Origin of the sequence: Gemmobacter megaterium (assembly GCF_900156815.1) — a bacterium.
In the GTDB taxonomy this organism is placed as follows: domain Bacteria; phylum Pseudomonadota; class Alphaproteobacteria; order Rhodobacterales; family Rhodobacteraceae; genus Wagnerdoeblera; species Wagnerdoeblera megaterium.
Genome location: NZ_FTOT01000005.1, coordinates 116,524 through 140,646, shown reverse-complemented (window position 1 = coordinate 140,646; position 24,123 = coordinate 116,524). Strand labels below are relative to the sequence as shown.

Sequence of the window (24,123 nt, the reverse complement as noted above, 5' to 3'; positions counted from 1 at the left end):
TGCGGCACATTAGGCCATGGATTGGACCCCGACCCTCTGCCTTGCTGCCGTGCGCCATGGTGCCGCGGGAGGGGCCGACATGCTGCGCGCGCTGCCCGAAGAGGCGCCGGTGGCGATTGTCTGCAATGGCACCACCCAGGCGGTGATGATGGCGACCCCGGCGGATATTGCCGATTTCGCCCATGGTTTTGCCCTGACCGAAGGTATCGTGCGATCCGCAGAGGATGTGCTGGAGTTCGAGGAGGTCCGGCAGGATACCGGCATCGAGGCGCGGCTGTGGCTTCCTGCCGAACGGGCAGAGGGCTTGGCCGAACGGCGCCGGGTCATGGCGGGGCCGGTGGGGTGCGGGCTGTGCGGTATCGACAGTCTGGCGCAGGCGCTGCGGCCGCTGCCCCCGGTCGCATCGGACCTGCGCCTGACGGTCGCGCAGGTGCAGCGCGCGCCCGAGGCGCTGCGCGCGCGGCAACCCTTGCAGGATGAAACCCGCGCCACCCATGCCGCCGGGTTCCTGGTGCCGGATCGTGGGATCGTCCTGGTGCGCGAGGATGTGGGGCGCCACAATGCGCTGGACAAGCTGATCGGGGCCCTGTTGCGCCACGGCCTTGATCCCGCGCAGGGGGCTGTGGTGATGACCAGCCGGATTTCGGTGGAGCTGGTACAGAAATGCGCCGTGGCCGGATGTCCGGTGCTGATTGCGGTATCGGCCCCGACGGCCCATGCGGTTCGGCTGGCCGACGGCGCCGGGATCACGCTGGCCGCATTGGTGCGGGGGGATGGGTTCGAGATCTTTGCCCATCCCTGGCGGATCCTGCCCTGAGGGGCGGCGGCGGGTCAGGCCCCGGCAACCCCGGCTTCGGCAAAGGTGGCCATGCCGGAATGGCAGGCCACGGCCCCTTGCACGATACCGATGGCCAGCGCGGCGCCAGAGCCTTCGCCAAGGCGCAGGCCCAGTGACAGCAGCGGGGCCTTGCCCAGACGCTCCAGCAGGCGAGCATGGCCTGGCTCTTGCGACACATGGCCCGCCAGGCAATGGTCAAGCGCGCCGGGGCGGGCGCAATGCAGCACCGCCGCCGCCGCCGTACAGATGAACCCGTCAAGCAGAACCGGAATCCGCAAGGTGCGGGCCCGCGCGATCGCGCCGGTCATCGCGGCGAGTTCGCGCCCGCCCAGACAGCGCAGCGCCTCGAACGGTCGGGCGGCGACATGGTGGCGGCCCAGCCCGGCGGCCACCACGCGGGCCTTGCGCGCCACCCCGGCATCGTCCAGGCCGGTGCCGCGCCCGACCCAGTCGGCAGGCGCCCCGCCCATCAGCGCGCAGGCCAGCGCCGCGGCCGAGGTGGTGTTGCCGATGCCCATTTCACCGACCACCAGCAGATCGGCCTGCGGATCCACCGCCTGCCACCCGGCGGACAAGGCGGCGGCGCAATCCGCTTCGGTCATCGCGGGCGCCAGCGTGAAATCTGCCGTGGGCCGGTCCAGATCCAACGCGACGACCGACAGGGTCGCGCCGAAACACCGGGCCAACTGGTTGATGGCCGCGCCGCCCGATTGAAAGTTCGCCACCATCTGCACGGTCACTTCCGGCGGAAAGGCGGACACCCCCTGCGCCACAACCCCATGGTTTCCGGCAAAGATCACCACCTGCGGGCGGTCCAGCCGGGGGCGTGGCTGGCCGCGCCAGCCTGCGTACCATATCGCCAGATCCTCCAGCCGCCCCAGCGCGCCGGGCGGTTTGGTCAACTGCGCGTCGCGCGCCCGCGCCAGGTCGCTGGCCTGGGCGTCGGGTTCGGGCAAGCTGCCCAGAGTGGCGGCAAAATCGGCGAGGGTGGCAAAGGTCATGCTCTTGTCCCGTTGTTCGGTCCCGTGCCATGGCTAACGCCGGGCGCCGGGCTGCGCCAGACGCGAAAGGGGCCAGATGGCGCAAGACAGCTTTGTACGGGTGTGGTGGGGCGATATCCGCGGCGCCTTCGGGCTTCTGACACGGTTGCCGCTGGGCGGGCCGGGGCGCGGCGCGGCAGGGTGCTGGGCCTGGCCCGTCGCGGGCGCGCTGGTCGGGGCACTGGCAGCCGCCGCCGGCTGGGGGGCGCTGTGGGCCGGGCTGCCGCCGGGCTGGGCCGCCGCGTTGGCGCTGGCCGTCCAGGCCGCCGCCACCGGCGCGCTGCACGAGGATGGCCTGGCCGATACCTTTGACGGCCTGATGGGCGGCCGTGATCCTGCCCGGCGGCTGGAGATTATGCGCGACAGCCGCATCGGCACCTTTGGTGCCCTGGCGCTGATGCTGGTCATCTTGGCCCGCTGGTCGGCGCTGGTTGTGCTGCTGCCGGTCGCCCCGCTGGCTGTGATCGGCATCGCGGCACTAAGCAGGGCCTGCATGGCGGTGCTGATGGCGGCCCTGCCGCCTGCACGCCTGGACGGTCTGTCGCGCCTGATCGGCCGGCCATCCGCCGCTGCGGCGGCGCTGGCAGTGGGGGTCGGGGGGGCGCTGGCGCTGGTCAGTCTGCCCGATGTCCGGGCCCTGCCTGTGGTGCTGATCGCGCTGGCCGGGATGCTGCTGGCCTTGGGGCGATGGGCGCGCGCACGGATCGGCGGCCAGACCGGCGACATCCTTGGCGCAGCGCAGCAACTGGCCGAGGCGCTGGCCTTGGGAATAATTGTCGCCGCCCCTTGACCTTCCCATGGCTGGAAGGTCCATCTGGTGGTGGGAAAGGACATCCACCATGCCCACCACCACAACTGTCGAGATCGAAGGACTGTATTGCGCGGCCTGTGTGGGCCGCGCCGAACGTGTGCTGCGCGCTCAGCCGGGAATTGCCGGGGCCGAGGTCAATCTGGCGCAGAACACCGCCCGCATCGGGTTTGCCGGAGCGGCGGATCTTGAGGCCGCCGATGCGGCGCTGAAACGGGCAGGCTATGGCCTGCGACAGGCGGTGACGCGGCTGGCGCTGGACGGGATGAGCTGCGCCTCTTGCGTCACGCGGGTCGAACGTGCGCTGACCGCATTGCCGGGTGTCCAGAGCGCCACGGCTAATCTGGCGGATACCTCTGTGACAGTGCACCATGTTGCCGGGCCGGGGATGGTGCCTGCGATGCTGGCCGCCCTGGGCAAGGCAGGCTATCCGGCAGAGCCGCTGACCGATGCAGGTGTTGACCGGCAACTGGCCGAGGAAACGACGATGAAACGCCGGTTGCTCTGGGCGCTGGTGCTGACCGTTCCTGTGTTCGTGCTGGAGATGGGGGGGCATCTGATCCCCGCGTTTCATCACTGGGTGCTGCATACCATCGGGCAGGGGCCAAGCTGGACGGTTCAGGCCGTGCTGACCACGGCGGTGCTGCTGGGGCCGGGGCGGGTGTTCCTGACGCGCGGCTTGCCGTCGCTGTTCCGGCTGTCGCCCGACATGAATGCGCTGGTCGCGGTGGGCACCCTGGCGGCCTGGGCCTATTCGATGGTGGCGCTGCTGGTGCCTGATGTATTGCCCGCGAATGCCCGCGCCGTCTATTTCGAGGCGGCGGCGGTGATCGTGACGCTGATCCTGATGGGCCGCTGGCTGGAGGCGCGGGCGCGCGGGCGCACCGGCGCCGCCATTCGCCGGCTGGTCGACTTGCAACCCGACAGCGCGCTGGTGGAAACCCCCGAGGGGGATGTCGAACGCAGTGCCCATGCCCTGCGCCCCGGCGACATCCTGCGCCTGCGGCCCGGCGAGCGGCTTGCGGCGGATGGTGTGGTCGTCTCGGGCACGTCCTATATTGACGAGAGCATGATCACGGGCGAACCCGTGCCGGTTGCCAAGGCCGAAGGTGCCGAAGTGACCGGGGGCACCGTGAACGGCACCGGCGCATTGCGGGTGCAGGTGACGCGGGTGGGCGCCGATACGCGGTTGCAACAGATCGTGCGCATGGTGGGCGAAGCCCAGGCAGGCAAGCTGCCGATCCAGGCGCTGGTCGACCGGGTGACGGCGGTCTTTGTGCCGGTGGTCATGGGCATTGCCGTGCTGGCCGTGGTGGGGTGGCTGATATTGGGTGCCCCGGTCACGCAGGCGCTGGTGGCGGGGGTGTCGGTGCTGATCGTGGCTTGCCCCTGCGCCATGGGATTGGCCACGCCCACCTCTATCCTGGTCGGCACCGGACGGGCCGCCGAACTGGGGGTGCTGTTCCGCAAGGGCGAAGCCTTGCAACGCCTGTCCGCTGTCACGGGCGTTGCCTTCGACAAGACCGGAACCCTGACCGAAGGGCGCCCCGAACTGACCGATATCCTGCTGGCCGATGGCATGGCCGAAGACCACGTCCTGTCGCTGGCCGCAGCGGTCGAGGCGCAGTCGGAACATCCCGTCGCGCTGGCGATCCGCCGGGGCGCCGAGGCGCGCGGTGCCGCAGGGACCGTGGCGACCGATGTGCAGGCGGTTCCGGGGCAGGGCGTTGTCGGCACAGTCGACGGGCTGCATGTGGTGCTGGGCAATGCCCGTATCATGCAGGCCAATGGCATCGATATCGGCGCTCTGGCAGCCGGAGAGGCCGAACTTTCCGGCCGAGGGCGCACCGTTCTGTTCGCGGCGATCGGCGGTCGGCCCGCTGCCCTGCTGGCGGTGGCGGATCCGGTCAAGCCGGGTGCTGCGCCGGGTGTCGCGGCGCTCCGGGCGATGGGGCTGACGGTTGCCATGGTCTCGGGCGATGCCCCTGCCACCGCGCGGGCCGTGGCGGCAGAGATCGGCATCGGCACGGTCGTGGCCGGTGTTCTGCCCGAAGGCAAGGTGCAGGCCCTTGCAGGTCTGGGGCAGGTGGCCTTTGTCGGGGACGGGATCAACGACGCACCGGTTCTGGCGGCGGCAGAGGTCGGGTTGGCCATGGGGCAGGGCACCGATGTGGCCATCGAGGCCGCAGATGTGATCCTGACCTCGGGCGATCCGCGGGCGGTTGCCACGGCGATCACCCTGGCCCGCGCCACGCTGCGCAACATCCGGCAGAACCTGTTCTGGGCCTTTGCCTATAATGCCGCGCTGATCCCGGTGGCGGCGGGGGTGTTCTACCCGGCCTTCGGGCTTATGCTGTCGCCCATGCTGGCCGCAGGTGCGATGGCGCTGTCATCGGTATTCGTGCTGACCAACGCGCTCCGCCTGCGCCGGGCGGGTCATCGGATCGGGGAGAACGCATGAACATCAAGGAAGCTTCCACCCTCACCGGCCTGCCCGCCAAGACGATCCGGTATTACGAGGAGATCGGCCTGATCACGCCCCGGCGGCTGGCCAATGGCTATCGCCGCTTTGCCCCCGCCGATCTGGACCGGCTGGATTTTCTGGCGCGTGCACGCGCGCTGGGGTTCACGATCGAGGATTGCCGCGCCCTGCTGTCGCTCCGCGCGGATCCGCATCGGGCCAGCGCCGATGTAAAGCGCATCGCCCAGCATCACCTGGATGGTATCGACGACCGCATCGCCCAGCTCGAGGCGATGCGCGCCGCACTTGCAACCATGGTGGCGGCCTGTCCGGGCGATGCCGGGCCGCAATGCGCCATTCTGTCCGGCATCGCCGGGGCGCCGGGCGACCCCCCCGGCGAAACGCGCGGGTCCGACAGGCGATAGGAGGCCCGTTCCCAGGGTCCGGCCTGCGGATACCGGCCCTCGTGCCGCTGCACGCAGGCCGGGACGGGCCATCGGAGCGCCGCGCGCCTGGCCGCCCTAGAACTCAACCCAGTTGCCCAGTTTGATCTGCGTCTTGCGATCATGCAGCCCGTGGCGCAGGCCAAGCTCCAGGCTGACCTTGTCGCTGGCCTTCCAGACGACCGACGAGGCAAGGTGGAGCTGTGGCCGCGTTCCCTTGGCAAGTTCGGTCTGCATCTGCCCGATCACCGCCCATCGCGGGCGCGGGCGATAGCCGACTGTTGCATCTGCCTTGACCCTCTGGTCCAGCGTGTTGGCATCCACCCGCAGATCCAGCGCAACCCATCCGGGCCAGGGCCGCACCAGCGGCCGCCCCAGGCTCATCCCCAACCGGGCAGAGAGGATCGGGCGGAGTTTCACCACGGCTTGCCATGTCGAGGGATAGCGGATCACCGGCACCTCAAGGGTGATGTCGGTCTGGGGCATTCCGACCGTCACTCCGGCGGACCAGGCCATGGCCCAGCCCGCCCGGTCGCGCATCGCCCTGTGATAGGTCACGCCCACCAGCCATTCCGCCGAACCGGCGTTGTACCAGCCGTCCAGCGCCAGCCATCGGCCCCGGCCAAGGCCGCGTTCGGCCCACAGGCTGGCGGTCTGCCCGGTCATCGCCAGGGCGATGAAGGTACGGTCCACCTCACGCGGCCATGGCCCGGCCCGGCCTGCCACGGCGCCGAAGATCATCAGGACGAAAATGACAAACCCACGCATGGCAAAACCATGCGTGGGTCGTGATTAACAGATCTTTAATGCGGCATCGCTTTGGCGAAATATCCTTGGGGCAAAGGGGCAGACAGTCCCGTTCGGGCCCTGCCGGTGCCCCTCCCCCACCGCCGATACAGGCGGTCTCAGGTCCGCAGGATGCTCATTCCGGCATATTCGGCAATATCGCCCAGCATTTCCTCGATGCGGATCAACTGGTTGTATTTTGCCAGCCGGTCCGAACGGGCCAGCGAGCCGGTCTTGATCTGGCCGCAGTTGGTGGCGACCGCCAGATCGGCAATGGTGCTGTCCTCGGTTTCGCCCGAGCGATGCGACATGACCGAGGTATAGCCTGCCCGGTCGGCCATGCGCACGGCATCCAGCGTTTCGGTCAGGGTGCCGATCTGGTTGACCTTGACCAGCAGGCTGTTGGCGCAGCCCCGCTCGATCCCTTCGGCCAGACGCTCGGGGTTGGTGACGAACAGATCGTCGCCCACCAGCTGGACGGCACCGCCCAGCCGGTCGGTCAGCATCTGCCAGCCGTCCCAGTCATCCTCGGCGCAGCCATCCTCGATCGACAGGATCGGATAGTCGGCGCACAGGCTGGCAAGGAAATCGACGTTCTGTTCGGCGGTCAGGTTCAGCCCTTCGCCGGTCATCGCATAGCGGCCATCGCGGAAATATTCGGTCGAGGCACAGTCCAGCGCCAGCATGATGTCCTCGCCCGGCGTGTACCCGGCGATTTCGACCGAGCGCAGGATGAAGTTCAGCGCCTCGCGCGCCGAACCGAGGTTCGGGGCAAAGCCGCCCTCGTCACCGACATTGGTGTTGTGGCCTGCCGACTTCAGTTCCTTTTTCAGCACATGGAACACCTCTGCCCCCATCCGCACCGCATCGCGGATGCTGGTGGCCGAGACGGGCATGATCATGAATTCCTGAATGTCGATCGGATTGTCGGCGTGCTGGCCGCCGTTGATGATGTTCATCATCGGCACCGGCAGCAGCCGGGCGCCGGTGCCGCCGACATAGCGGAACAGCGGCTGGCCGGTGGCCATGGCCGCAGCTTTGGCGGTGGCCAGCGACACGCCCAGAATGGCATTGGCGCCCAGACGCGACTTGTTGGCGGTGCCGTCCATTTCGATCAGCGCCCGGTCGATGGCGATCTGTTCAATGGCATCGAAGCCCACCAGCGCCTCGGCGATTTCGCCGTTGACGGCGGCGACGGCCTCTTGCACGCCCTTGCCCAGATAGCGCGACGTGTCGCCGTCGCGTTTTTCCACCGCCTCATGCGCGCCGGTCGAGGCCCCCGAGGGCACGGCGGCGCGGCCCGTCTCGCCGTCTTCCAGCGTCACGTCCACCTCGATGGTGGGATTGCCGCGGCTGTCGAGGATCTCGCGGGCGTGGATGTCGATGATCGTGGTCATGGGGCAATCCCTTCGGGTGAACTTGCCGCCCCTTTACCCCGCCGCGTCACTTATGGAAAGCATGGTAGCGCTCGCGCAGGAAGGTATAGAGCCCCGAGCCCACGATCATGGCGCTTCCCACCAGCATCAGGGCATCGGGCGTCTCGCGGAAGGCGAGAAAGCCAAGGATCATGGCAAACACCAGACGCGAATAGCGATAGGGCATGATGGCCGAAACCTCGCCCACCCGTGTGGCCACCACCATCAGCCAGTATCCCGTCACCCCCATGCCCGCGACTCCGGCCAGCAGCAGCCAGTCCACCCCCAGCGGCATGACCCAGGTTGCGCCCGAGACCGTCATCAGGATCAGGCCGGTGGGAATGAACGAGGCCGACCCCCACAGCGCAAGCGACAGCGACGAGACCGCGCCCACCACCTTGCGCGTGGCCAGATCGCGCACCGCCAGGCTGAACACCGCCGTCATCGAGGCTGCCGCAGCGGTGGCGGACAGGCCGTCGCCGGTGGGGCGCAGGATCACCAGCACACCGGCGAACCCTAGGGCAACCGCCATCCAGCGCCGCCAGCCGACCTTTTCGCCCAGAAAGACCGCGGCCCCCAGCGTCATGGCCAGTGGCATGGTCTGGTGCAACGCCGATGCCGTCCCCAGCGGCATCAAGGTCAGTGCCGTGATGAACCCGGCGGTGCCGGACATCTCTGCCAGGTTGCGCAGGATCACCAGCGGATGCAGCACCGCAGGGGTGATCAGCGGATGACGCTGGCGCAACGCGATGACGGTCAGGACCAGCGTAGACCCCAGGCCGATCGCCAGAATGATCTGCCCGGCCGGAATCGTTCCGGCAACGATCTTGACCATCATGTCCTCGACAGCAAAGGCAGCCATGGCCGCCACCATCAGCAGCCCGCCGCGCAGGTTGTCGCGGGTCATCTCTGCGCTGGTCATTGCGGGGCGCCTTTCGCTTCGGTGCATGAGAGGTGACCCCACTGTGCAGCAAGGTCAAGCCGATAGGCACTGGCCACCCGGCGCCGCCTGCGCTATCTGCCAGAGAGAATGCGATCAGGGGGGCTGCCCATGGCCGAAAGCTACGACAATCCGGGGCCGGTGGAGCGCGACTGGGGCGCTGCCATTTCGCCCATCGAGGACATCATCGAGGATGCGCGCAACGGGCGCATGTTCATTCTGGTCGATCACGAAGACCGCGAGAACGAAGGCGATCTGGTGATCCCCGCGCAGATGTGCACGCCTGCCGCGATCAACTTCATGGCGACGCATGGGCGCGGGCTGATCTGCCTGGCCATGCCGGCGCGGCGGATCGAGCAACTGGGCCTGCCGCTGATGAGCCCCAAGAACTCGTCGCGTCACGAAACGGCCTTCACGCTGTCGATCGAGGCGCGCGAAGGGGTGACAACCGGGATCTCTGCCCATGACCGGGCGCGCACCATTTCGGTGGCCATCGACCCGACCAAGGGCGCGGCCGATATTGCGACGCCGGGCCATGTGTTCCCGCTGCGCGCCCGCGATGGTGGCGTGCTGGTGCGTGCCGGCCATACCGAGGCGGCGGTGGATATCAGCCGTCTGGCCGGGCTGAATCCGTCGGGCGTGATCTGCGAGATCATGAATGATGACGGCACCATGGCGCGGCTGCCCGACCTGATCGCCTTTGCCCAGCGGCACGGGCTCAAGGTGGGGACGATTTCGGACCTGATCGCCTATCGCCGCCGCCATGACAATCTGGTGAATGAAAAAGCGGTCAAGCGTGTGACCTCGGCCTATGGCGGCGACTGGCTGATGCGGGTCTTTGCCGACGAGACGCAGGGCGCCGAACATATCGTGCTGACCAAGGGCGACCTGACCACCGACGCGCCGGTGCTGGTGCGGATCCATGCGCTTGATCCGCTGGAGGATGTGCTGGGCATCAATCCTGGCCGCTCAGGCGAGATGCAGGCCTCGATGCGCCTGATTGCGACGGAAGGCCGGGGCGTTGTGGTGCTGCTGCGCGATACCACGATGAAACTGGTGATGGAGGGCGAACATTCGCCGCAGACGCTGCGCCAGTATGGGCTGGGGGCGCAGATCCTGTCGGCGCTTGGCCTGCGGCGGATCGAACTGGTGACGAACTCGGCCAAGCCCAAGGTGGTGGGCCTTGAGGCCTACGATCTTGAAATCACCGGCACCCGCCCCATTCCCAAGGAGTAAGCCATGGCCGGATCCTCGCATTACACCCTGCCGGCGCCGGTCTTTGACAAGCCGGTCAAGCTGCTGATCGTGGTGGCGCCGTATTACAAGGACATCGCCGACAACCTGATCGCGGGCGCACGTGGCGCGGCGGAGCAGGTGGGCGCAACCTGCGATCTGGTCGAAGTCCCCGGCGCGCTGGAAATTCCCTCGGCCATCGCCATGGCGGAGCGGTTGTCCAACTATGACGGCTATGTCGCGCTTGGGTGCGTGATCCGCGGCGAGACGACGCATTACGATACGGTGTGCAACGACAGTTCGCGCGCCATCACGCTGCTGGGCCTGCAAGGGGCCTGCATCGGAAACGGTATCCTGACGGTGGAGACCCATCAGCAGGCTGCCGTGCGTGCCGATCCGGCGGATCAGAACAAGGGCGGCGGGGCCGCCATGGCTGCGCTGCACCTGATCGCGCTGGCCCGCAGATGGTCTGGCGCGACCAAGGGCATCGGTTTTCGCGCCGACGAAGGAGCATTCCGCGCATGACGCCCGAAGAAAAACGCAAGGCCGCCACCGCTGAAAAGCGCCAGCAGAAATCGGCCGCGCGGCTTTATGCGGTCCAGGCTCTGTATCAGATGGAGCAATCCGGCCAGACCATGGAACGGGTGGCGCGCGAATTCGAATCCCACCGCTTCGGCATGGTGGTTGACGGCGTGGAATTTTCCGATGCCGACTCGGGTCACTTCCGGCTGCTGCTGGATGGTGCGGTGAACTGGCAGGCCAGAATCGACCAGATGACGGATCGCGCGCTGGTTGCGGCCTGGCCCATCGACCGCATCGACCCGGTGCTGCGGGCGCTGTTCCGTGCGGCGGGGGCGGAATTGCTGTCGCCCGGCACACCGCCCAAAGTGGTGATCACCGAATTCGTCGATGTGGCCAAGGCGTTCTTTCCCGACCGCAAGGAGCCAAAGTTCGTGAACGCCGTGCTGGATCATATGGCGCGCGAGGCCAAGCCCGAGGCATTCGGCCAGTAGCCAGGGCGCCGCGCGGTGCGGCGCCGGTTTGGCGCCTGCGTCAAGCTGGCACTGGACGCGACGCGATTCTGCGCTACCTTGATGCAAGTGCAGCACGGAGAATCATCATGCCGAAGCTCGTTCGCCTGTATATCGTCAACGTGGCCATCGGCTTTGGGCTGTCGGCGGTGTTCCTTGGCGTACTGCTCGGGTTGGATGTGGCGGGATTGCGCCATCTGATCCTGGGGTCGCAGATGGGCTGGCTGGCGGGGGTGATGATCTTCATGTTCTCCGGCACGATCTTTGCAGGGGTGCAGTTCGGCATTGCCGTGATGGCGATGGCGGAACGCGACGACCCGCCGCAGGGCGGCCTGCGCCAGCATGACGCGCTGATCCCGGTCCGCGCAGAAGCCGCCGTCCGCAAGCGCCGCTGATCCCGGCCCAGCCGCTGACATGACAGGCGCCCCGTGGGGCGCCTTTTTCGATCTGCCATGCCATAGCCCGGCGCCCGCAGGCGCCGGGCGTTGCCTATCCGTGATGGTAATGCGCCGGAACATAGCGGAAGGCAGTGCCATCGCGCCGGATGTTGCCGATGCCGGGAAAGGGGAAGTGATAGCCGATCATCGGCAAGCGTTCGGAAACGGCCATCTCGTACAGTTTGACGCGGGTCTTGGCTGCCTGAGCCGGATCGCTGTCAAAGGCGAATTCCCACTGCGGGTTCTTGAACAGCAACGCATAGTGATGCACCACATCGCCCACGTTCAGGAAGTTCTGCCCGCCCGATGTGATCACAAAGGACGTATGCCCGATGGTGTGGCCAGGTGTGGACACGGCCTGAATGCCGGGCAGGACTTCCTTGCCATCGTCAAAGAAGAACACCCGTTCGCGCCGGGGGAGCAGGTTCTTGCGTGCCCCTTCGACAAAGGTCTGCACAAAGCCGCCTGCCGTCAGCTTGCCCTCGTCGGTCCAGAAGTCGAAATCGGCTTGCGAGATGTGGATGTCGGCATTGGGGAAGTTCGGCGTTCCGTCATCGGCCATGATCCCCCAGCAATGGTCGCAATGGGCGTGGGTCAGCACGATATCGGTGATCGTTGCCGGATCGAACCCCGCCGCCTTGATGTTGGCCAGCAGCTTGCCGGAATCGTCACCGAACAGCTTGGTCGATCCCATGCCGCTGTCAAACAGCACCAGCCGGTCGGCGGTTTTCAGGATCAGACAGTTCTGTTCCAGCATCATCGGCGCCATGGGCAGGAATTCTTCGTCCATGATCTTCTGGACTTCGGCTGGATCGGCCTTGGGGAACTGGTCGGCTGCGGAGCCCAGATCCAGCAAGCCATCCGACAGGATGGTGGCCTCATACTCCCCGATGGCAAAGCGGTACCAACTGGGCTGGCTGAGGGCGGGCGTTACGGTCTGGGCCTGGGCCGCCGCCGGGATCAGACCGGCGGACACGAAGGGGGCGGCAAGCGGCGCGGCAGCGAACAGGCTGCCGGTCCGCAGAAAGCCCCTGCGGCTGAGCGACAGTTTTTCTTTCATCGTGGTTCCTCCCGTTAAGGCCCCGCGACGGGGCCCTGCGAAAGGATGGAACCGGCCTTGCCATCGCACAAATACCGATTTGTTTTGCAAGTAATATCAATATATTATGCTTGAATCGGGCGTTACAGGACACCCCCCGCAGGCATGGCGCCTTCGGGGTGTGTCCTGCCGGGGCTGCCTGTGTCAGGCGGGCGTTTGCGCTGCGCCCTGTTGCACGATCCGGTCCGAGGCGATGGCGCCGCGTTCCATTGTGATCACACGGTTGGCAAACCGTTCAAGCAGCTCGGGGTTTGACTCGGTGATGATCACCGAGATCTCTGGCGCCAGTTCGTGCAGGCGGCGCAAGGCGGCGGCATAGGTGTTGGCCAGCACCGGGGCCAGGCCCTGAAACGGCTCGTCCAGCAACAGCAGGCGCGTCGCCGACATCAGCGCACGCCCCAACGCAACCATCTTGCCCTGACCGCCCGAGACCGACCCTGCCGGGCGAGGGGCCAGCGTTTTCAGTTCTGGCAGCACGCTGTAGGCCCGATCACGGCGCTTGGCCGTCTCTGAGGGCGACAAGCCTGCGATGCGGGCCGGCAGCAGAATGTTTTCCTCGACGGTAAAGCCGGAAAACAGGCGCCGATCCTCGGGGGCATAGCCGATGCCAAGACCGGGGCGATCATGGGGGGCGACCTTGATCAGGTCGCGCCCCTCGAATGTTACGCTGCCGCGCGTCTGGGTGAATCCCATGATGGTGCGCAGGGTTGTCGTCTTGCCCGCCCCGTTGTGCCCCACCAAGGCGATGGTTTCCGATTGTCCTGCACGAAAGCTGATGTCGCGCAGGATGGAAATGCCGCTGATCGAGACATGGACAGATTGCAGTTCCAGCATTTCAGCCTCCGATCACGGTGCGGATGACGTCGGGATCCTTCATCACGACATCCGGGGTTCCGGTCATCTGGATCTTGCCCTGCGACCATACGGCGACACGGCTGGCATAGCGCGAGACCATTTCCATGTCGTGTTCGACAAAGACAGAGGCGACCTGGGCCTCGCGCAGTGCCTTGATCAGGATTTCCATGATGCCGAACTTGTCGGCGGTTGCCACGCCCGAAGTGGGTTCGTCCATCAGCAGCAGCTTTGGCCGCTGTGCCAGCGCGATGGCGATATCCACCAGCTTGCGTTGCCCCTCTGGCAGTTCCGAGGCGAGGCGATCGGCGATGTCCGCGCAACCGACCAGGTCCAGCAGGTCCAGCATCTCGGCCCGTTGCCGGATGCGCGACAGTGGGCGCAGCGGGTTCCAGATACGCTCGCGCACGGCGGCCGACAGCAGCATGTTTTCCAGCACGGTATGTTCGGTGAACAACTGCGGAATCTGGAACGCCCGCGCCACGCCCATGCGGGTGATGCGCCGGGGGGGCGTGCCCAGAATTTCCCGGCCGTTCAGCGTGACCGACCCCCCCTGCGGCTTGAGATAGCCGGTGGTGATGTTGAGAAAGGTCGTCTTGCCCGCCCCGTTGGGGCCGATGATCGCAAGGTTTTCCCGGTCAAAGATATCCAGGTCGATGCCATCGGCCGCAATCACGCCGCCAAAGCGGATCTGGATGCCACGGGCAGACAGAAGTGGCGCGGTCATGCCTTGTCCTTTCCATTGGTCCGGGCACCGCCGAATGCGGCGCGCAGGCGGGCGGGCAGGCCGATCAGCCCCGAAGGCACCGTCAGGATCACCGCGATCAGCGTGATGCCCAGGATGAGCTGCCAGCTGTCATCCAGCAAGGCCGCGGCGTAGAAGCGCACGATCTCGTAGACCGCCGTCCCCGCGAAAACCCCGAACACCGATCCGATCCCGCCCAGCACCGCGATGAAGACGAATTCGCCCGAACGGGTCCAGAACGTCAGGTCCGGCGTCGCCAGCCCCTGCACCAGACCGAAGGCCAGCCCGCCCAGCCCCGCAAGAACGGCCGAGAACACATAGGCAACCAGCAGCGTGTGGTTGGCCGACAGGCCGATATATTCCAGCCGGGTTTCGTTCACCTTGACCGCCTTCAACGCCTGTCCCAGCGGGGAACGCAGGTACAGCCAGACCAATCCGGTGCACAGCACCATCAGGATCAGCGCATAGTAGAACATGGCCATGTCGAAATCCGACCGGCTGAACGTATATCCCATGAGCGAGGGGCGGCGGATGCGCATTCCGTCGGTGCCGCCGGTGTAGTGGAACAGCTTTTCCAGCAGCGCGAAAAGCACCATGGAAAACGCAAGGTTCAACATCGAGAAGAAGATCAGGCGATACCGCGAAACGAAAAGCCCGATGATCAACCCCGAGACACCGCTGATGGCGATGACGGCCACCGTCAGCACCAGCAGGTCGGGCGCCCGCCATACGACGCCGAAATAGGCCGCGGCATAGGCGCCGGCGGCAAAGAACATGCCATGGCCGAAAGAGACCTGGCCCGCTTGCAGCAGGACAAAGATACCCAGCACGGCCAGCGCCTTGGCAAAGATCAGCGTTGCGATCGTGACAGAGCTGGCAAAGGTGAACGGCAGGGTGAACAGCGCGATCAGCAACGCGGCAAGGATCAGTCGTTGCATGTCAGATCTTCCTTGCCTGAACCGCGCCGAACAGACCCATCGGCCGCCACAGCAGGATCAGCACCATGATGAGATAGGGCATCAGAACCTCTGTTTCGGGCATGATGTAGACGGCGAACGACCGCGCCACGCCGATCAGCAGTGCGGCCAGCAGCGCGCCTTCGATATTGCCAAGTCCGGCGGTGGCGGCGACGGCAAAGCTGAGCACGATCATGTTCGCCCCCATGCCGGGCAGCACGGATGTGGTTGGGGTTGCCAGCGCCCCGCCCATGGCCGCAAGGCAGGCGCCGATGACGAAGGTGACGAAATAAACCTTGCGCGCGTCGATGCCGATGGAGGTCGCGGCCTCGCGGTCCTCGGTCACGGCCACGATCTTGGCCCCGGCCAGGGTGTGGCGCAGGAAATAGCGCAGCCCCACCATGGTCAGGATCGCCATGACCGGAAGGAACACGATCTGATAGGCGGTGTAGCGGATGCCCAGCAGTTCGATATTGCCAAGCGCCCGCAAGGGTTCGGACATGAAATAGGGCTGCACGCCCCAGACCATGCGCTGCACATTCTCCAGCACCATGAACACGGCAAAGGTGATCAACAGTTGCAGCGTGGGGTCTTTTTCATAGATCTGGCGCAGCAGAAAGCGTTCCATCAGCCCGCCGACCACAACCCCGGTCAGGATCGCGGCGGCCATCAAGGCGGGGAAGGTCAGCCAGGGATTGTACCCCTGGGCCGTCAGCCAGCCGCCCAGGGTGGCGGCCATATAGGCGCCGATGGCATAGAGGCTGCCGTGCGCGACATTCAGCACGCCAAGCACACCGAAGATCAGTGTCAGGCCGACCGCCACCAGAAACAGCAGCGAGGCATAGGAAATCCCGTCGAGCAGGGCGATGAGCGCGAGTGTCGTCGTCATGTGAACCCGAAGTGAAAGCCGCCCGCAGGCGGGGTCTGGGTGCAGGCCCGAGGCGCTGCAGTGGCCGGGCAGGGGGCGTGCCCTTGCCCGGCGGTGCCGGTCCGGCGCGGTGGATCAGTCGAAGGATTTGCCTTCGATGGCCAGAAAGCCTGCATCCAGCGTCTTGATCCAGGACAGGGTTTCCTGACCCACGGGCGCGGTGATCGGCTCCGGGTCAAAGATCACGATGTCACCGATCACCTTGAACGGGTGGTCCGGCGAACTGCGTGTCACGCCCAGCATCTGCGATTCCAGCCCCTGATTGTCCTCGCGGATTTTCACCGGACGGCCGAGCCCCTTGAACTCCAGCCCGTCCATTGCCGCGCGCACGTCCTCGCGCTCTGGGAAGTCGCTGCCGGTGGTTTCCGCGGCGCGCACATAGGCCGCCTCGAGCGCAGCAAAAGCCTGCGACATGTGGAACACCGGATAGATCGGCCAGGTGCCGTTCTTGGCCTTGAACGCTTCCATGAAGCCTTTGAAATCAGCATCATCCTTGTATTCGGGATGCATGAAGTAATGGTCGCCACGGCCGCCGACGATCACGCCTTCGGGCAGGTCGGCGCCCAGACGTTCCAGCGACGATTCCGCCAGCGGCAGCACGAACAGCGAATCCTCGAACAGCCCGCGCTGATTGGCCTGACGCACGAAGGTATCCAGATCGCCGCCCCAGGAGGTGGACAGGATCACATCGGGCTTCAGACCCTGAAGACGCGAAATCTCGGTCGAGAAATCCGGTGCGCCAAAGGCGGGGAACAGTTCGGCCACCACCTCGACATCGGGTTTCAGCGTTTCCAGCGCGGTCTTGAAGATGGCCCAGCTTTCGCGGCCCCAGGCATAGTCCTGGTTGACCACCGCGATGGTCTTGAAATCGGGCTTCTGCTTGAGCAGGTACAGGAATGTCGCCAGAATCTCCGGCGTGGCATTGGCCTGGGTGCGATAGACCCAGTCGTAATCGTCTTCTTCGAAGATGCGCTGGGTGCCGCAGTCCCACATGAAGTTCAGGATCTCCAGATCCTCGGCAAAGGGCGCGATATTGTTGCAAACCCCCGACGAGATGGAGGCGAACATGACATCGACATTCACATCATCGACGAGGCGGCGGTATTCCGTGCGCAGCGTTTCCATGCCTGCGCCTTCGTCGATGAAATAGAGCGAGACCGGCACGCCCAGAATGCCGCCGCGCGCGTTCAGCGCCTCGGCCATCATTTCGGCGCCTTGTCGGGCCGGAACGCCGAACACCGACGCCGGACCGGAGCTGTACGTGGTGATGCCGATCTTCAGATCGGCCGGTTTGTCTGCCAGCGCCGCACCTGCGGCTAGCCCTGCAAGCGCGCCCGCGCCCAGGACGGAGCGAAAGATCCGTACCATTTTCATTGCTTTTCCTCCCGTGTCGGACCCTTGCGGGCCGCAGTCAGGTTCAGGAATTGCACACGATAAGGCAAAGACAGAATTAAGAGGCCAGCCATACGGAAAAGATATGGAATTGACCGATGCGCCATAGAAAAACCGCGCCCAGGACGGGCGCGGCCAGTTGGGGAGTGGCGCAGGATGCTCGGGGCTTAGCCGTGATCGAAGGTGATCACCTGCCGGATCGCCTCGCCCCGGTCCAGCCTGTCGAAGCCTTCGTTGATCTGGTCCAGCGTCAGCGTACCTGTCAGCAGCCTGTCCACCGGCAATTTGCCCGCGCGGAACAGGTTGATGAAGCGGGGAATGTCCCGTTTCGGCACGCACGAACCCATGTAGCTGCCCTTGACCGTGCGTTCATCCGCCACGATGTTCACCGCCGGAATGCGGAATTCGGATGTGGGCGAGGCAAGGCCCGCCGTCACCGTCTGGCCACCGCGGCGGGTGATCTTGTAGGCCAGTTCAAAGGCCGGCACCGCCCCGGCCAGTTCCACCGCATGATCCACCCCGCCGCCGGTTTCGGCCCGGATCCTGTCGATTACGCCGGGTTCTGCGGCATTGTAGGTGCGGGTCGCCCCCAGATCGCGGGCATGGGCCAGCTTGTCCTCGGACAGATCCACCGCCACAATCTCTGTCGCGCCGGCAGCCACGGCGCCCAGCAAGGCCGCCAGTCCCACGCCGCCCAGGCCCACGATGGCCACGCTTTGCCCCGGTTGCACGCGGCAGGTGTTCAGGACCGCCCCCACCCCGGTCTGTACGGCGCAGCCGAACAGCGCCAGATGCGAGAACGGGATGTCGTCGGCCTCGACCTTCACCAGCGAATGGCGCGAGATCACGGCATATTCGGCAAAGCCCGACACCCCGCAATGATGATAGATCTCGTGGTGATGGTCATGGTCGTGCAGCCGGATTTCGCCCGACATCAGCACGCCCTTGCCATTCGCCTCGGCCCCCGGAATGCACAGGGCGGCGCGGCCTTCGGCGCAGGGCAGGCACTGGCCGCAACTGGGCTGAAAGGTCATGACCACCCGGTCCCCCGGCTTCAGGTCGCGGATCGCGGCGCCGACCTCGACCACCTCGCCCGCCGCTTCGTGGCCCAGCACCATCGGCGTGGGACGCGGCCGGTTGCCGTTGATCACCGACAGATCGGAATGGCACAGCCCCGCCGCGCCGATCCTGACCAGCACCTCTTCGGGGCCGGGCGGGTCCAGGTCCACCTCCTCGATCGACAGGGGGCGGGTTTCGGCAAAGGGGGCCGAAACCGGCGAATGTTTCAGGATGGCGGCGCGGGTCTTCATGGGGTCTCCTCCTCCCTTGCGGGTCCGGGTCAGATGGTGCGTCCGCCATCGACCGGGAACAAGACCCCGGTGATGAATTCGGCATCATCCGACGCCAGATAGAGCGTGGCGCGCGCGATATCCTCGGGCCGCGACATCCGGCCCATGGGGATGGTGGCGACAAAGCGGGCGCGGTTTTCAGGTGTATCGGGCACGCCCATGAACGCCTCCAGCAACCCGGTTTCGCCCATCACCGGGCAGATGGCGTTGACGCGGATGTTGTCGGGCGCCAGTTCGACCGCCATGGATTGCGACATGATGTTCACCGCGCCCTTGGTGGAGTTGTACCAGGTCAGACCCGGCCGGGGCCGGATGCCTGCCACCGACCCGATGTTGACGATCGCCCCGCCGCCAAGCCCGCGCATGATGGGCACGATGATCTGGCTGGCGATGTAGATCGACTTGACGTTGATCGCATAGACGCGGTCGAATTCGTCCTCTGTCACCTCCAGCATGGGTTTGTTGCGGTGGGTCCAGCCCGCGTTGTTCACCAGCACATTCGGCGCGCCAAAGGTCTCGGACACCTTGGCCACCGCCGCCTCCATCTGGGGGCGCGAGGTGACATCGGCGGCCAGCGCCACGGCATTGGCGCCGATTTCGGCGGCCACCCGTTCGGCGGCATCGGCGCGCAGATCCAGCACGCCGACGCGCGCGCCCTCTGCCGCGAACAGCTTGGCGATACCTTCGCCAAAGCCGCCGCCTGCGCCGGTCACGATGGCGATCTTGCCGTCCATGCGGCCCTTGGTTGTGGTCATGGTCTGCCTCAGTCGTGTTTGATGACGATGGTTTTCAGCGCCGAGAATTCGTACAGCGCCTCGAAGCCCTTTTCCCGGCCATGGCCGGATTTCTTGACGCCGCCGAAGGGAAGCTCGATGCCCCCGCCCGCGCCATAGGCGTTGATATAGACCTGTCCGGCCCGCACCTTGCGCGCCACGCGGACCGCGCGGCTGGTGTTGGTGGTCCAGACCCCGGCGACAAGGCCATAGTCGGTGGCATTGGCCAACTGGATCGCATCGGCCTCGTCCTCGAACGGAATGGCGGCCAGCACGGGGCCGAACACCTCGTCGCAGGCCAGCGCATTGTCGCGCGGCACCGGGCCGAACACTGTCGGGGGAACGTAGAATCCGCCTTCGGGGGCATCCGCCGCGCGCGCGCCCTGGGCGATGACCGGCACGCCATCGGCGGCCGCCTGATCGAGAAAGGACAGCACGCGGCGCTGCTGGCGTTCACTGATGATCGGGCCAAGATCGGGGTTGGTCTCGGGCAGGCCGGCCCGCAACGCGGCAAAGCGTTCGGCAACGCGCGGGATCACCCGGTCCCAGGCCGAACGCTGCACCAGAAGGCGCGCGCCTGCCGAACAGGTCTGGCCAGCGTTCTGGATGATCGCGGCCACGATCACCGGCACCGCCGCATCCAGATCGGCATCGTCGAACACGATCTGCGGGCTTTTGCCGCCCAGTTCCAGCACACAGCCGATATGGTTGCACGCCGCTGCCTGCTGGACCATCACGCCCACCTGGGGCGAGCCGGTAAAGGCCAGGAAGTCGATGCCCGGATGTTCGGACAGCGCCGCCCCCGCCTCGGCCCCCAGACCGGGGATCACGTTGATCGCACCCGGCGGGAACCCGGCCTCTGCCGCCAGTTCGGCAATGCGCAGGGGCGTCAGGCAGGCATCTTCGGCGGGTTTCAGCACAGTGGCATTGCCCATGGCCAGCGCGGGCCCAAGCGTGCGCCCGATCATCTGGGCGGGATAGTTCCACGGGATGATATGCCCCGTCACCCCCAGCGGCTCGCGCTCGCCGGTGACGTAATAGCCGTTCAGGAACGGGATCTGTTCGCCATGCACCTTGTCGGCGGCGCCGCCGTAGAATTCGAAATACCGCGCCGCAGCCTCGATATCGGCGCGGGCGGTTTTCATCGGCTTGCCGCAATCGCGCGCCTCCAGCGCGGCGAGTTCGTCGAAGTTTTCAAGGATCAGCGCCCCCAGCCGTGTCAGCAGGCGCCCGCGTTCGGTGGCGGTCAGGCGCGACCATGGGCCAGTCTCGAACGCGGCACGGGCGGCGGCGACGGCGCGGGCCACATCCTCGGCCCCCCCGGCGGCGATTTCGGCGAACACCACGCCTTCGGCCGGGGCGACCACCGGGATCGCGCGCCCCGAGGCGGCGGGTTCCCAGCGGTTGTTGATGAAGCACCCCTGTGCGCCCAGCACTGGGGCGCTGCGGGGATAATCAAGGCTCATATGGACGTCCCTTTGCGATTGCGGATGCGGCAGGGGCCACGGGACAGGCCGCACCGATGGCGCGACTGGCGGATCGCCCTTGTCCCGGCGGCATCACCGCTGATGGGGCATAGTGCGGACCGGGGTGTCGGAATGGCAAATTCAGAAATACGCTCGCCCCCATAGCGGCGCGATATGGCCGGGCGCCGCGCGGGTCGAATTCCTTATATCAGCGCCGCTCCTTGGGCGGGGGCTGGTCGGGCAGATGCAGGGTTGCGCCCAGCCAGCCGTCGTTATGCACCAGATCGCGCAGCACCTCTTGCACAAGCATCAGCACCGCCTTGGTCGCATTGGTCATGGGGCGTTCCACGGACGAGGCCAGGTGGACAGGACGGCGGATCATCGGCGCGGAAAGATGCCAATAGCGCAGGCGCCCGGCTGCGGTCTCGCGGCGGATGGCATTCAGGGGCAGGATGGAATGGCCAAATCCGCCTGCGACCAGTTCCTTGATGTTGGAATAGGCGTCCACCTCCATGCCGATGGTCAGGGGGATGCCCGAATTCCGCGCTTGCTGATCGAGCAATTCGCGCAGGCCGTGCGCCTCGCCGGGGACAACCAGGGGGATCGAGGCGATCCGTTCCAGCGGCAGGCATTCGCCGGGATCGGGCAGGTCGGCCATGGCACCCGCGCCGGTGGGGCCAAAGAACACCAGCTCCTCGTCAAGCAGATGGGTTGTCGCCAAGCCTTCGTCCGAGATCTCGCGGTAGACGACGGCCAGATCAATGCGCGCCGCGCGCATCCATTCCAGTACGAACCCACTCATCGCTTCGGCGATGCGCAGGCGGATTTTCGGGTATCGCTGGTGCACGGCGGTGATCAGCGGCACCGAAAGGATTTCGGAAATGGTGCCGGGCAGGCCAAGGCGCACCTCGCCTGCCGGTTCGCTTTCGTGGCCGCGGATTTCCTCTTCGGCGATGGTGAACTGATCCAGGATCACGCGGGCATGGCGCAGCAGGATGGCGCCTGCCTCGGTCGGTACAACGCCCTTGGGGCTGCGGAACAGCAGCGCCGTTCCCAGATCCTGCTCCATGTTGCGGACATGCAGCGACAGGGCAGGCTGGGCCACATGCAGATGCGCGGCAGCGCGCGAGAACGAGCCCTGTTCGACAATGGCAACGAAATAGCGCATCTGGCGAACGTCCATGGCCCCTCCCGGCGCAGACCTGGCGGCATGTTTGCCGTTGCAGGGTGTCGTTGCAAGCAGGCTTCAACCTGGCGGGGCAAGATGCCAGCCAACAATCGGCTGCACCAGCCGGAAACCGTGCTCCGTTGGCTGGGCATGGCGCGACCAGGCCGCTTCGATGGCGGGACGATTGCGGTCCAGCGTCGCGGCGCGGTCGGGGTCCACCGCCACGAGGCGATCCAGAAAGGCATCCAGCCCTGAAAACAGGCTGATCCTGTCCCAGCGCAGCAGATCGACCAGCCGGGCATCGCCATCATCCACCAGGCCGGCAATGGCGCGGGCGGCAAGATCGCGGATATGCGTCTCATCCTCGACCGGCAGCATTGCATGGAAAAAGCTGCCTTCGGGCAGCGGTTCGATCACCAGAAGCGGCGCAGGCGGATCCAGCCGCGCCAGAACGCGCCGCAGCGCGGGCTGCATCGCCTGCGGGGCGACGTGGTGCAGCGCGTTCACGCACAGCGCGCCGTCGAACCTGCCCAGGTCGTCGGGCAGATCCTCGGCAGATGCCACGGCAAAGCGCAGGCCCGGATGGCGCAGCCGGGCCTGCGAGATCGCGGCAGGCGAGGGGTCGATGCCCAGAACATCGAAGCCGATCCCGGCCAAATGCGCGGTGGTTTCGCCATAGCCGCAGCCGACATCCAGCAGGCGCCGCGCCCCGGCCGGGTCAAACGTCGCGGCAAGCAGGGTATTGGTCTCGGTCGCCACCATGCGGGCGCAGGCGGGCGCGGTGGAGGTCATGTCCGGGGGGCGAACTCTGCCATCACGGCGGCCGTATGCGCGCCAAGATCCGGCACGGGGCCCAGCTCTGCCTGCGCGCCATCCACCAGCACACCCGGCGCCAGCATGGTGACGGGGCCGCTGGGCGTTGCCACCTCGACCAGTCGGATCTGGGGGTGCCGCGCCAGATCCTCCAGCGAGGAGACCCGGCCATAGGCGATCCGGGCCGCCTCCAGCCGGTCGGCCATCACTTCGCGCGTCTGGGTCTGAAACGCTGCGGCGATGATCCTGTCCAGCTCCGGTCGGTTGGCGACACGGGCGGTGTTGTCGCGGAACCGCGCGTCGGCCGGCAGATCGGGTTGCGACAGGACCTGCGTGCAGAACTGGTGCCATTCCCGTTCGCTCTGGATGGAAAACAGCACCGCCTTGCCATCACCGCAGGTATAGGCGCCGTAGGGGGCGATGGTCGGGTGCAGCAGGCCACTGCGCGGGGCGGCCTTGCCGCCATACACATATTGCAGATAGGGCACGTTCATCCAGTCGGCCAGCGCGTGGAACAGCGACACCGCGATGTGCCGCCCCTCGCCGGTCCGTTCGCGGGCGAACAACGCTTGCAGCACTGCCTGATGCGCTGTCATCCCGGCCGAGATGTCGCAGACCGACACGCCTACGCGCGCCATGCCTTCGGGGGTTCCGGTGATGGACGACAACCCGGTTTCCGCCTGCACCAGAAGGTCATAGGCCTTGAGATGCCGAAACGGCCCCTCGTCGCCATAGCCGGAAATCGACACCGTGATCAGCCGGGGATGGGCCGCCCGCAAGTCAGCGGGGGCAAAGCCCAGCCGGTCGATGGCACCGGGGGCAAGGTTCTGGATGAACACATCGGCCCTGGCGATCATGGCGTGCAGCACATCGCGGGCAGCGGCCTCGCGCAGGTCCAGGCAGACGGATTCCTTGCCCCGGTTCAACCATACGAAATAGGCGCTTTCACCATGGACCAGCCGGTCATAGCCGCGGGCGAAGTCGCCTTCGGGCCGCTCGATCTTGATCACCCTGGCCCCGGCTTCGGCCAAGCGGGACGAGAGATAGGGCGCGGCGACCGCCTGTTCGACGGACACCACCAGAATGCCCTCCAGATCCTTCGATCGCATTGGCCGCCTTCCTTTGGTTCGCTTGCCGGCGAGGATTGCCC

Annotated in this window: 24 protein-coding genes; 8 read left to right on the top strand and 16 right to left on the bottom strand. The window is 66.4% G+C overall.

Annotated elements, in window-relative coordinates; all coding sequences use genetic code 11:
• Window positions 1-79: 79 nt before the first annotated feature.
• Complete coding sequence (gene fdhD / locus BW970_RS12940) at window positions 80-817, top strand: formate dehydrogenase accessory sulfurtransferase FdhD (RefSeq protein ID WP_076531985.1); 738 nt, start codon at window positions 80-82, stop codon at window positions 815-817.
• Between the two features lie 14 nt (window positions 818-831).
• Here fdhD and cobT read toward each other — a convergent pair whose 3' ends face one another.
• A complete protein-coding gene (gene cobT / locus BW970_RS12935; RefSeq protein WP_076531984.1) occupies window positions 832-1,839 on the bottom strand; it encodes a nicotinate-nucleotide--dimethylbenzimidazole phosphoribosyltransferase in 1,008 nt (335 codons plus the stop codon).
• Window positions 1,840-1,915: 76 nt separating this feature from the next.
• On the opposite strand from cobT, the gene BW970_RS12930 reads away from it, so the two are divergent.
• The 3 genes from BW970_RS12930 to BW970_RS12920 are packed head-to-tail and all read left to right on the top strand — an operon-like array spanning window position 1,916 to window position 5,572.
• On the top strand, window positions 1,916-2,668 hold the full coding sequence (locus BW970_RS12930; RefSeq protein ID WP_076531982.1) for an adenosylcobinamide-GDP ribazoletransferase: 753 nt from the start codon (window positions 1,916-1,918) through the stop codon (window positions 2,666-2,668).
• Window positions 2,669-2,717: 49 nt separating this feature from the next.
• Complete coding sequence (locus tag BW970_RS12925; RefSeq protein WP_076531980.1) at window positions 2,718-5,147, top strand: heavy metal translocating P-type ATPase; 2,430 nt, start codon at window positions 2,718-2,720, stop codon at window positions 5,145-5,147.
• Window positions 5,144-5,572, top strand: coding sequence for a MerR family DNA-binding protein (locus BW970_RS12920; protein WP_076531978.1), 429 nt, complete (start codon window positions 5,144-5,146; stop codon window positions 5,570-5,572). The genes BW970_RS12925 and BW970_RS12920 overlap by 4 nt, the downstream gene beginning before the upstream one ends.
• Before the next feature lie 96 nt (window positions 5,573-5,668).
• Here BW970_RS12920 and BW970_RS12915 read toward each other — a convergent pair whose 3' ends face one another.
• The 3 genes from BW970_RS12915 to BW970_RS12905 form a co-directional block, all read right to left on the bottom strand.
• Window positions 5,669-6,358 carry a hypothetical protein gene (locus BW970_RS12915; protein WP_076531976.1) on the bottom strand — a complete coding sequence of 230 codons (690 nt, stop codon included), beginning with the start codon at window positions 6,356-6,358 and terminating at the stop codon, window positions 5,669-5,671.
• 137 nt (window positions 6,359-6,495) lie between these two features.
• Window positions 6,496-7,773, bottom strand: a complete 1,278-nt coding sequence (gene eno, locus BW970_RS12910) for a phosphopyruvate hydratase (RefSeq protein WP_076531974.1) — start codon at window positions 7,771-7,773, stop codon at window positions 6,496-6,498.
• A gap of 46 nt (window positions 7,774-7,819) precedes the next feature.
• Window positions 7,820-8,713 carry a DMT family transporter gene (locus BW970_RS12905; RefSeq protein ID WP_229740521.1) on the bottom strand — a complete coding sequence of 298 codons (894 nt, stop codon included), beginning with the start codon at window positions 8,711-8,713 and terminating at the stop codon, window positions 7,820-7,822.
• A gap of 129 nt (window positions 8,714-8,842) precedes the next feature.
• Here BW970_RS12905 and ribB point away from each other — a divergent pair, with 129 nt between their 5' ends.
• The 4 genes from ribB (at window position 8,843) to BW970_RS12885 (ending at window position 11,390) form a co-directional block, all read left to right on the top strand.
• A complete protein-coding gene (gene ribB, locus BW970_RS12900) occupies window positions 8,843-9,967 on the top strand; it encodes a 3,4-dihydroxy-2-butanone-4-phosphate synthase (protein WP_076531972.1) in 1,125 nt (374 codons plus the stop codon).
• A gap of 3 nt (window positions 9,968-9,970) precedes the next feature.
• On the top strand, window positions 9,971-10,489 hold the full coding sequence (locus tag BW970_RS12895; protein WP_076531970.1) for a 6,7-dimethyl-8-ribityllumazine synthase: 519 nt from the start codon (window positions 9,971-9,973) through the stop codon (window positions 10,487-10,489).
• The gene (gene nusB, locus BW970_RS12890) at window positions 10,486-10,977 is read left to right on the top strand and encodes a transcription antitermination factor NusB (protein ID WP_076531968.1); all 492 of its coding nucleotides are present in this window, start codon (window positions 10,486-10,488) and stop codon (window positions 10,975-10,977) included. The genes BW970_RS12895 and nusB overlap by 4 nt, the downstream gene beginning before the upstream one ends.
• Before the next feature lie 107 nt (window positions 10,978-11,084).
• Window positions 11,085-11,390: a hypothetical protein gene (locus tag BW970_RS12885; protein ID WP_076531966.1), complete on the top strand. Its 306-nt coding sequence runs from the start codon at window positions 11,085-11,087 to the stop codon at window positions 11,388-11,390.
• 94 nt (window positions 11,391-11,484) lie between these two features.
• Here BW970_RS12885 and BW970_RS12880 read toward each other — a convergent pair whose 3' ends face one another.
• The 12 genes from BW970_RS12880 to BW970_RS12825 all read right to left on the bottom strand — a co-directional run bounded on the left by BW970_RS12880 (window position 11,485) and on the right by BW970_RS12825 (window position 24,082).
• Window positions 11,485-12,492: an MBL fold metallo-hydrolase gene (locus BW970_RS12880; RefSeq protein WP_076531964.1), complete on the bottom strand. Its 1,008-nt coding sequence runs from the start codon at window positions 12,490-12,492 to the stop codon at window positions 11,485-11,487.
• Window positions 12,493-12,675: 183 nt separating this feature from the next.
• Complete coding sequence (locus BW970_RS12875; protein WP_076531962.1) at window positions 12,676-13,365, bottom strand: ABC transporter ATP-binding protein; 690 nt, start codon at window positions 13,363-13,365, stop codon at window positions 12,676-12,678.
• Between the two features lies 1 nt (window position 13,366).
• Complete coding sequence (locus BW970_RS12870) at window positions 13,367-14,110, bottom strand: ABC transporter ATP-binding protein (RefSeq protein WP_076531960.1); 744 nt, start codon at window positions 14,108-14,110, stop codon at window positions 13,367-13,369.
• On the bottom strand, window positions 14,107-15,066 hold the full coding sequence (locus BW970_RS12865; protein WP_076531958.1) for a branched-chain amino acid ABC transporter permease: 960 nt from the start codon (window positions 15,064-15,066) through the stop codon (window positions 14,107-14,109). The genes BW970_RS12870 and BW970_RS12865 overlap by 4 nt, the downstream gene beginning before the upstream one ends.
• 1 nt (window position 15,067) lies before the next feature.
• Window positions 15,068-15,973, bottom strand: coding sequence for a branched-chain amino acid ABC transporter permease (locus BW970_RS12860; RefSeq protein ID WP_076531956.1), 906 nt, complete (start codon window positions 15,971-15,973; stop codon window positions 15,068-15,070).
• A gap of 114 nt (window positions 15,974-16,087) precedes the next feature.
• Window positions 16,088-17,386 carry an ABC transporter substrate-binding protein gene (locus BW970_RS12855; protein ID WP_076531954.1) on the bottom strand — a complete coding sequence of 433 codons (1,299 nt, stop codon included), beginning with the start codon at window positions 17,384-17,386 and terminating at the stop codon, window positions 16,088-16,090.
• A 185-nt stretch (window positions 17,387-17,571) separates the two neighbouring features.
• Entirely contained in the window at window positions 17,572-18,714 is a 1,143-nt protein-coding gene (locus tag BW970_RS12850; protein ID WP_076531952.1) for a zinc-dependent alcohol dehydrogenase family protein, read from the bottom strand.
• 29 nt (window positions 18,715-18,743) lie between these two features.
• Window positions 18,744-19,508 (bottom strand): SDR family oxidoreductase, encoded by a 765-nt coding sequence (locus BW970_RS12845; RefSeq protein ID WP_076531950.1) that lies wholly within the window; start codon window positions 19,506-19,508, stop codon window positions 18,744-18,746.
• Window positions 19,509-19,516: 8 nt separating this feature from the next.
• The gene (locus BW970_RS12840) at window positions 19,517-20,992 is read right to left on the bottom strand and encodes an aldehyde dehydrogenase family protein (RefSeq protein WP_076531948.1); all 1,476 of its coding nucleotides are present in this window, start codon (window positions 20,990-20,992) and stop codon (window positions 19,517-19,519) included.
• Between the two features lie 208 nt (window positions 20,993-21,200).
• The gene (locus tag BW970_RS12835) at window positions 21,201-22,175 is read right to left on the bottom strand and encodes a LysR family transcriptional regulator (protein WP_076531946.1); all 975 of its coding nucleotides are present in this window, start codon (window positions 22,173-22,175) and stop codon (window positions 21,201-21,203) included.
• 63 nt (window positions 22,176-22,238) lie between these two features.
• Window positions 22,239-22,952 carry a class I SAM-dependent methyltransferase gene (locus tag BW970_RS12830; RefSeq protein WP_083701263.1) on the bottom strand — a complete coding sequence of 238 codons (714 nt, stop codon included), beginning with the start codon at window positions 22,950-22,952 and terminating at the stop codon, window positions 22,239-22,241.
• Window positions 22,949-24,082, bottom strand: coding sequence for a CaiB/BaiF CoA transferase family protein (locus BW970_RS12825; RefSeq protein WP_076531944.1), 1,134 nt, complete (start codon window positions 24,080-24,082; stop codon window positions 22,949-22,951). Before BW970_RS12825 ends, BW970_RS12830 begins: the two co-directional genes overlap by 4 nt.
• Between the last annotated feature and the right edge of the window lie 41 nt (window positions 24,083-24,123).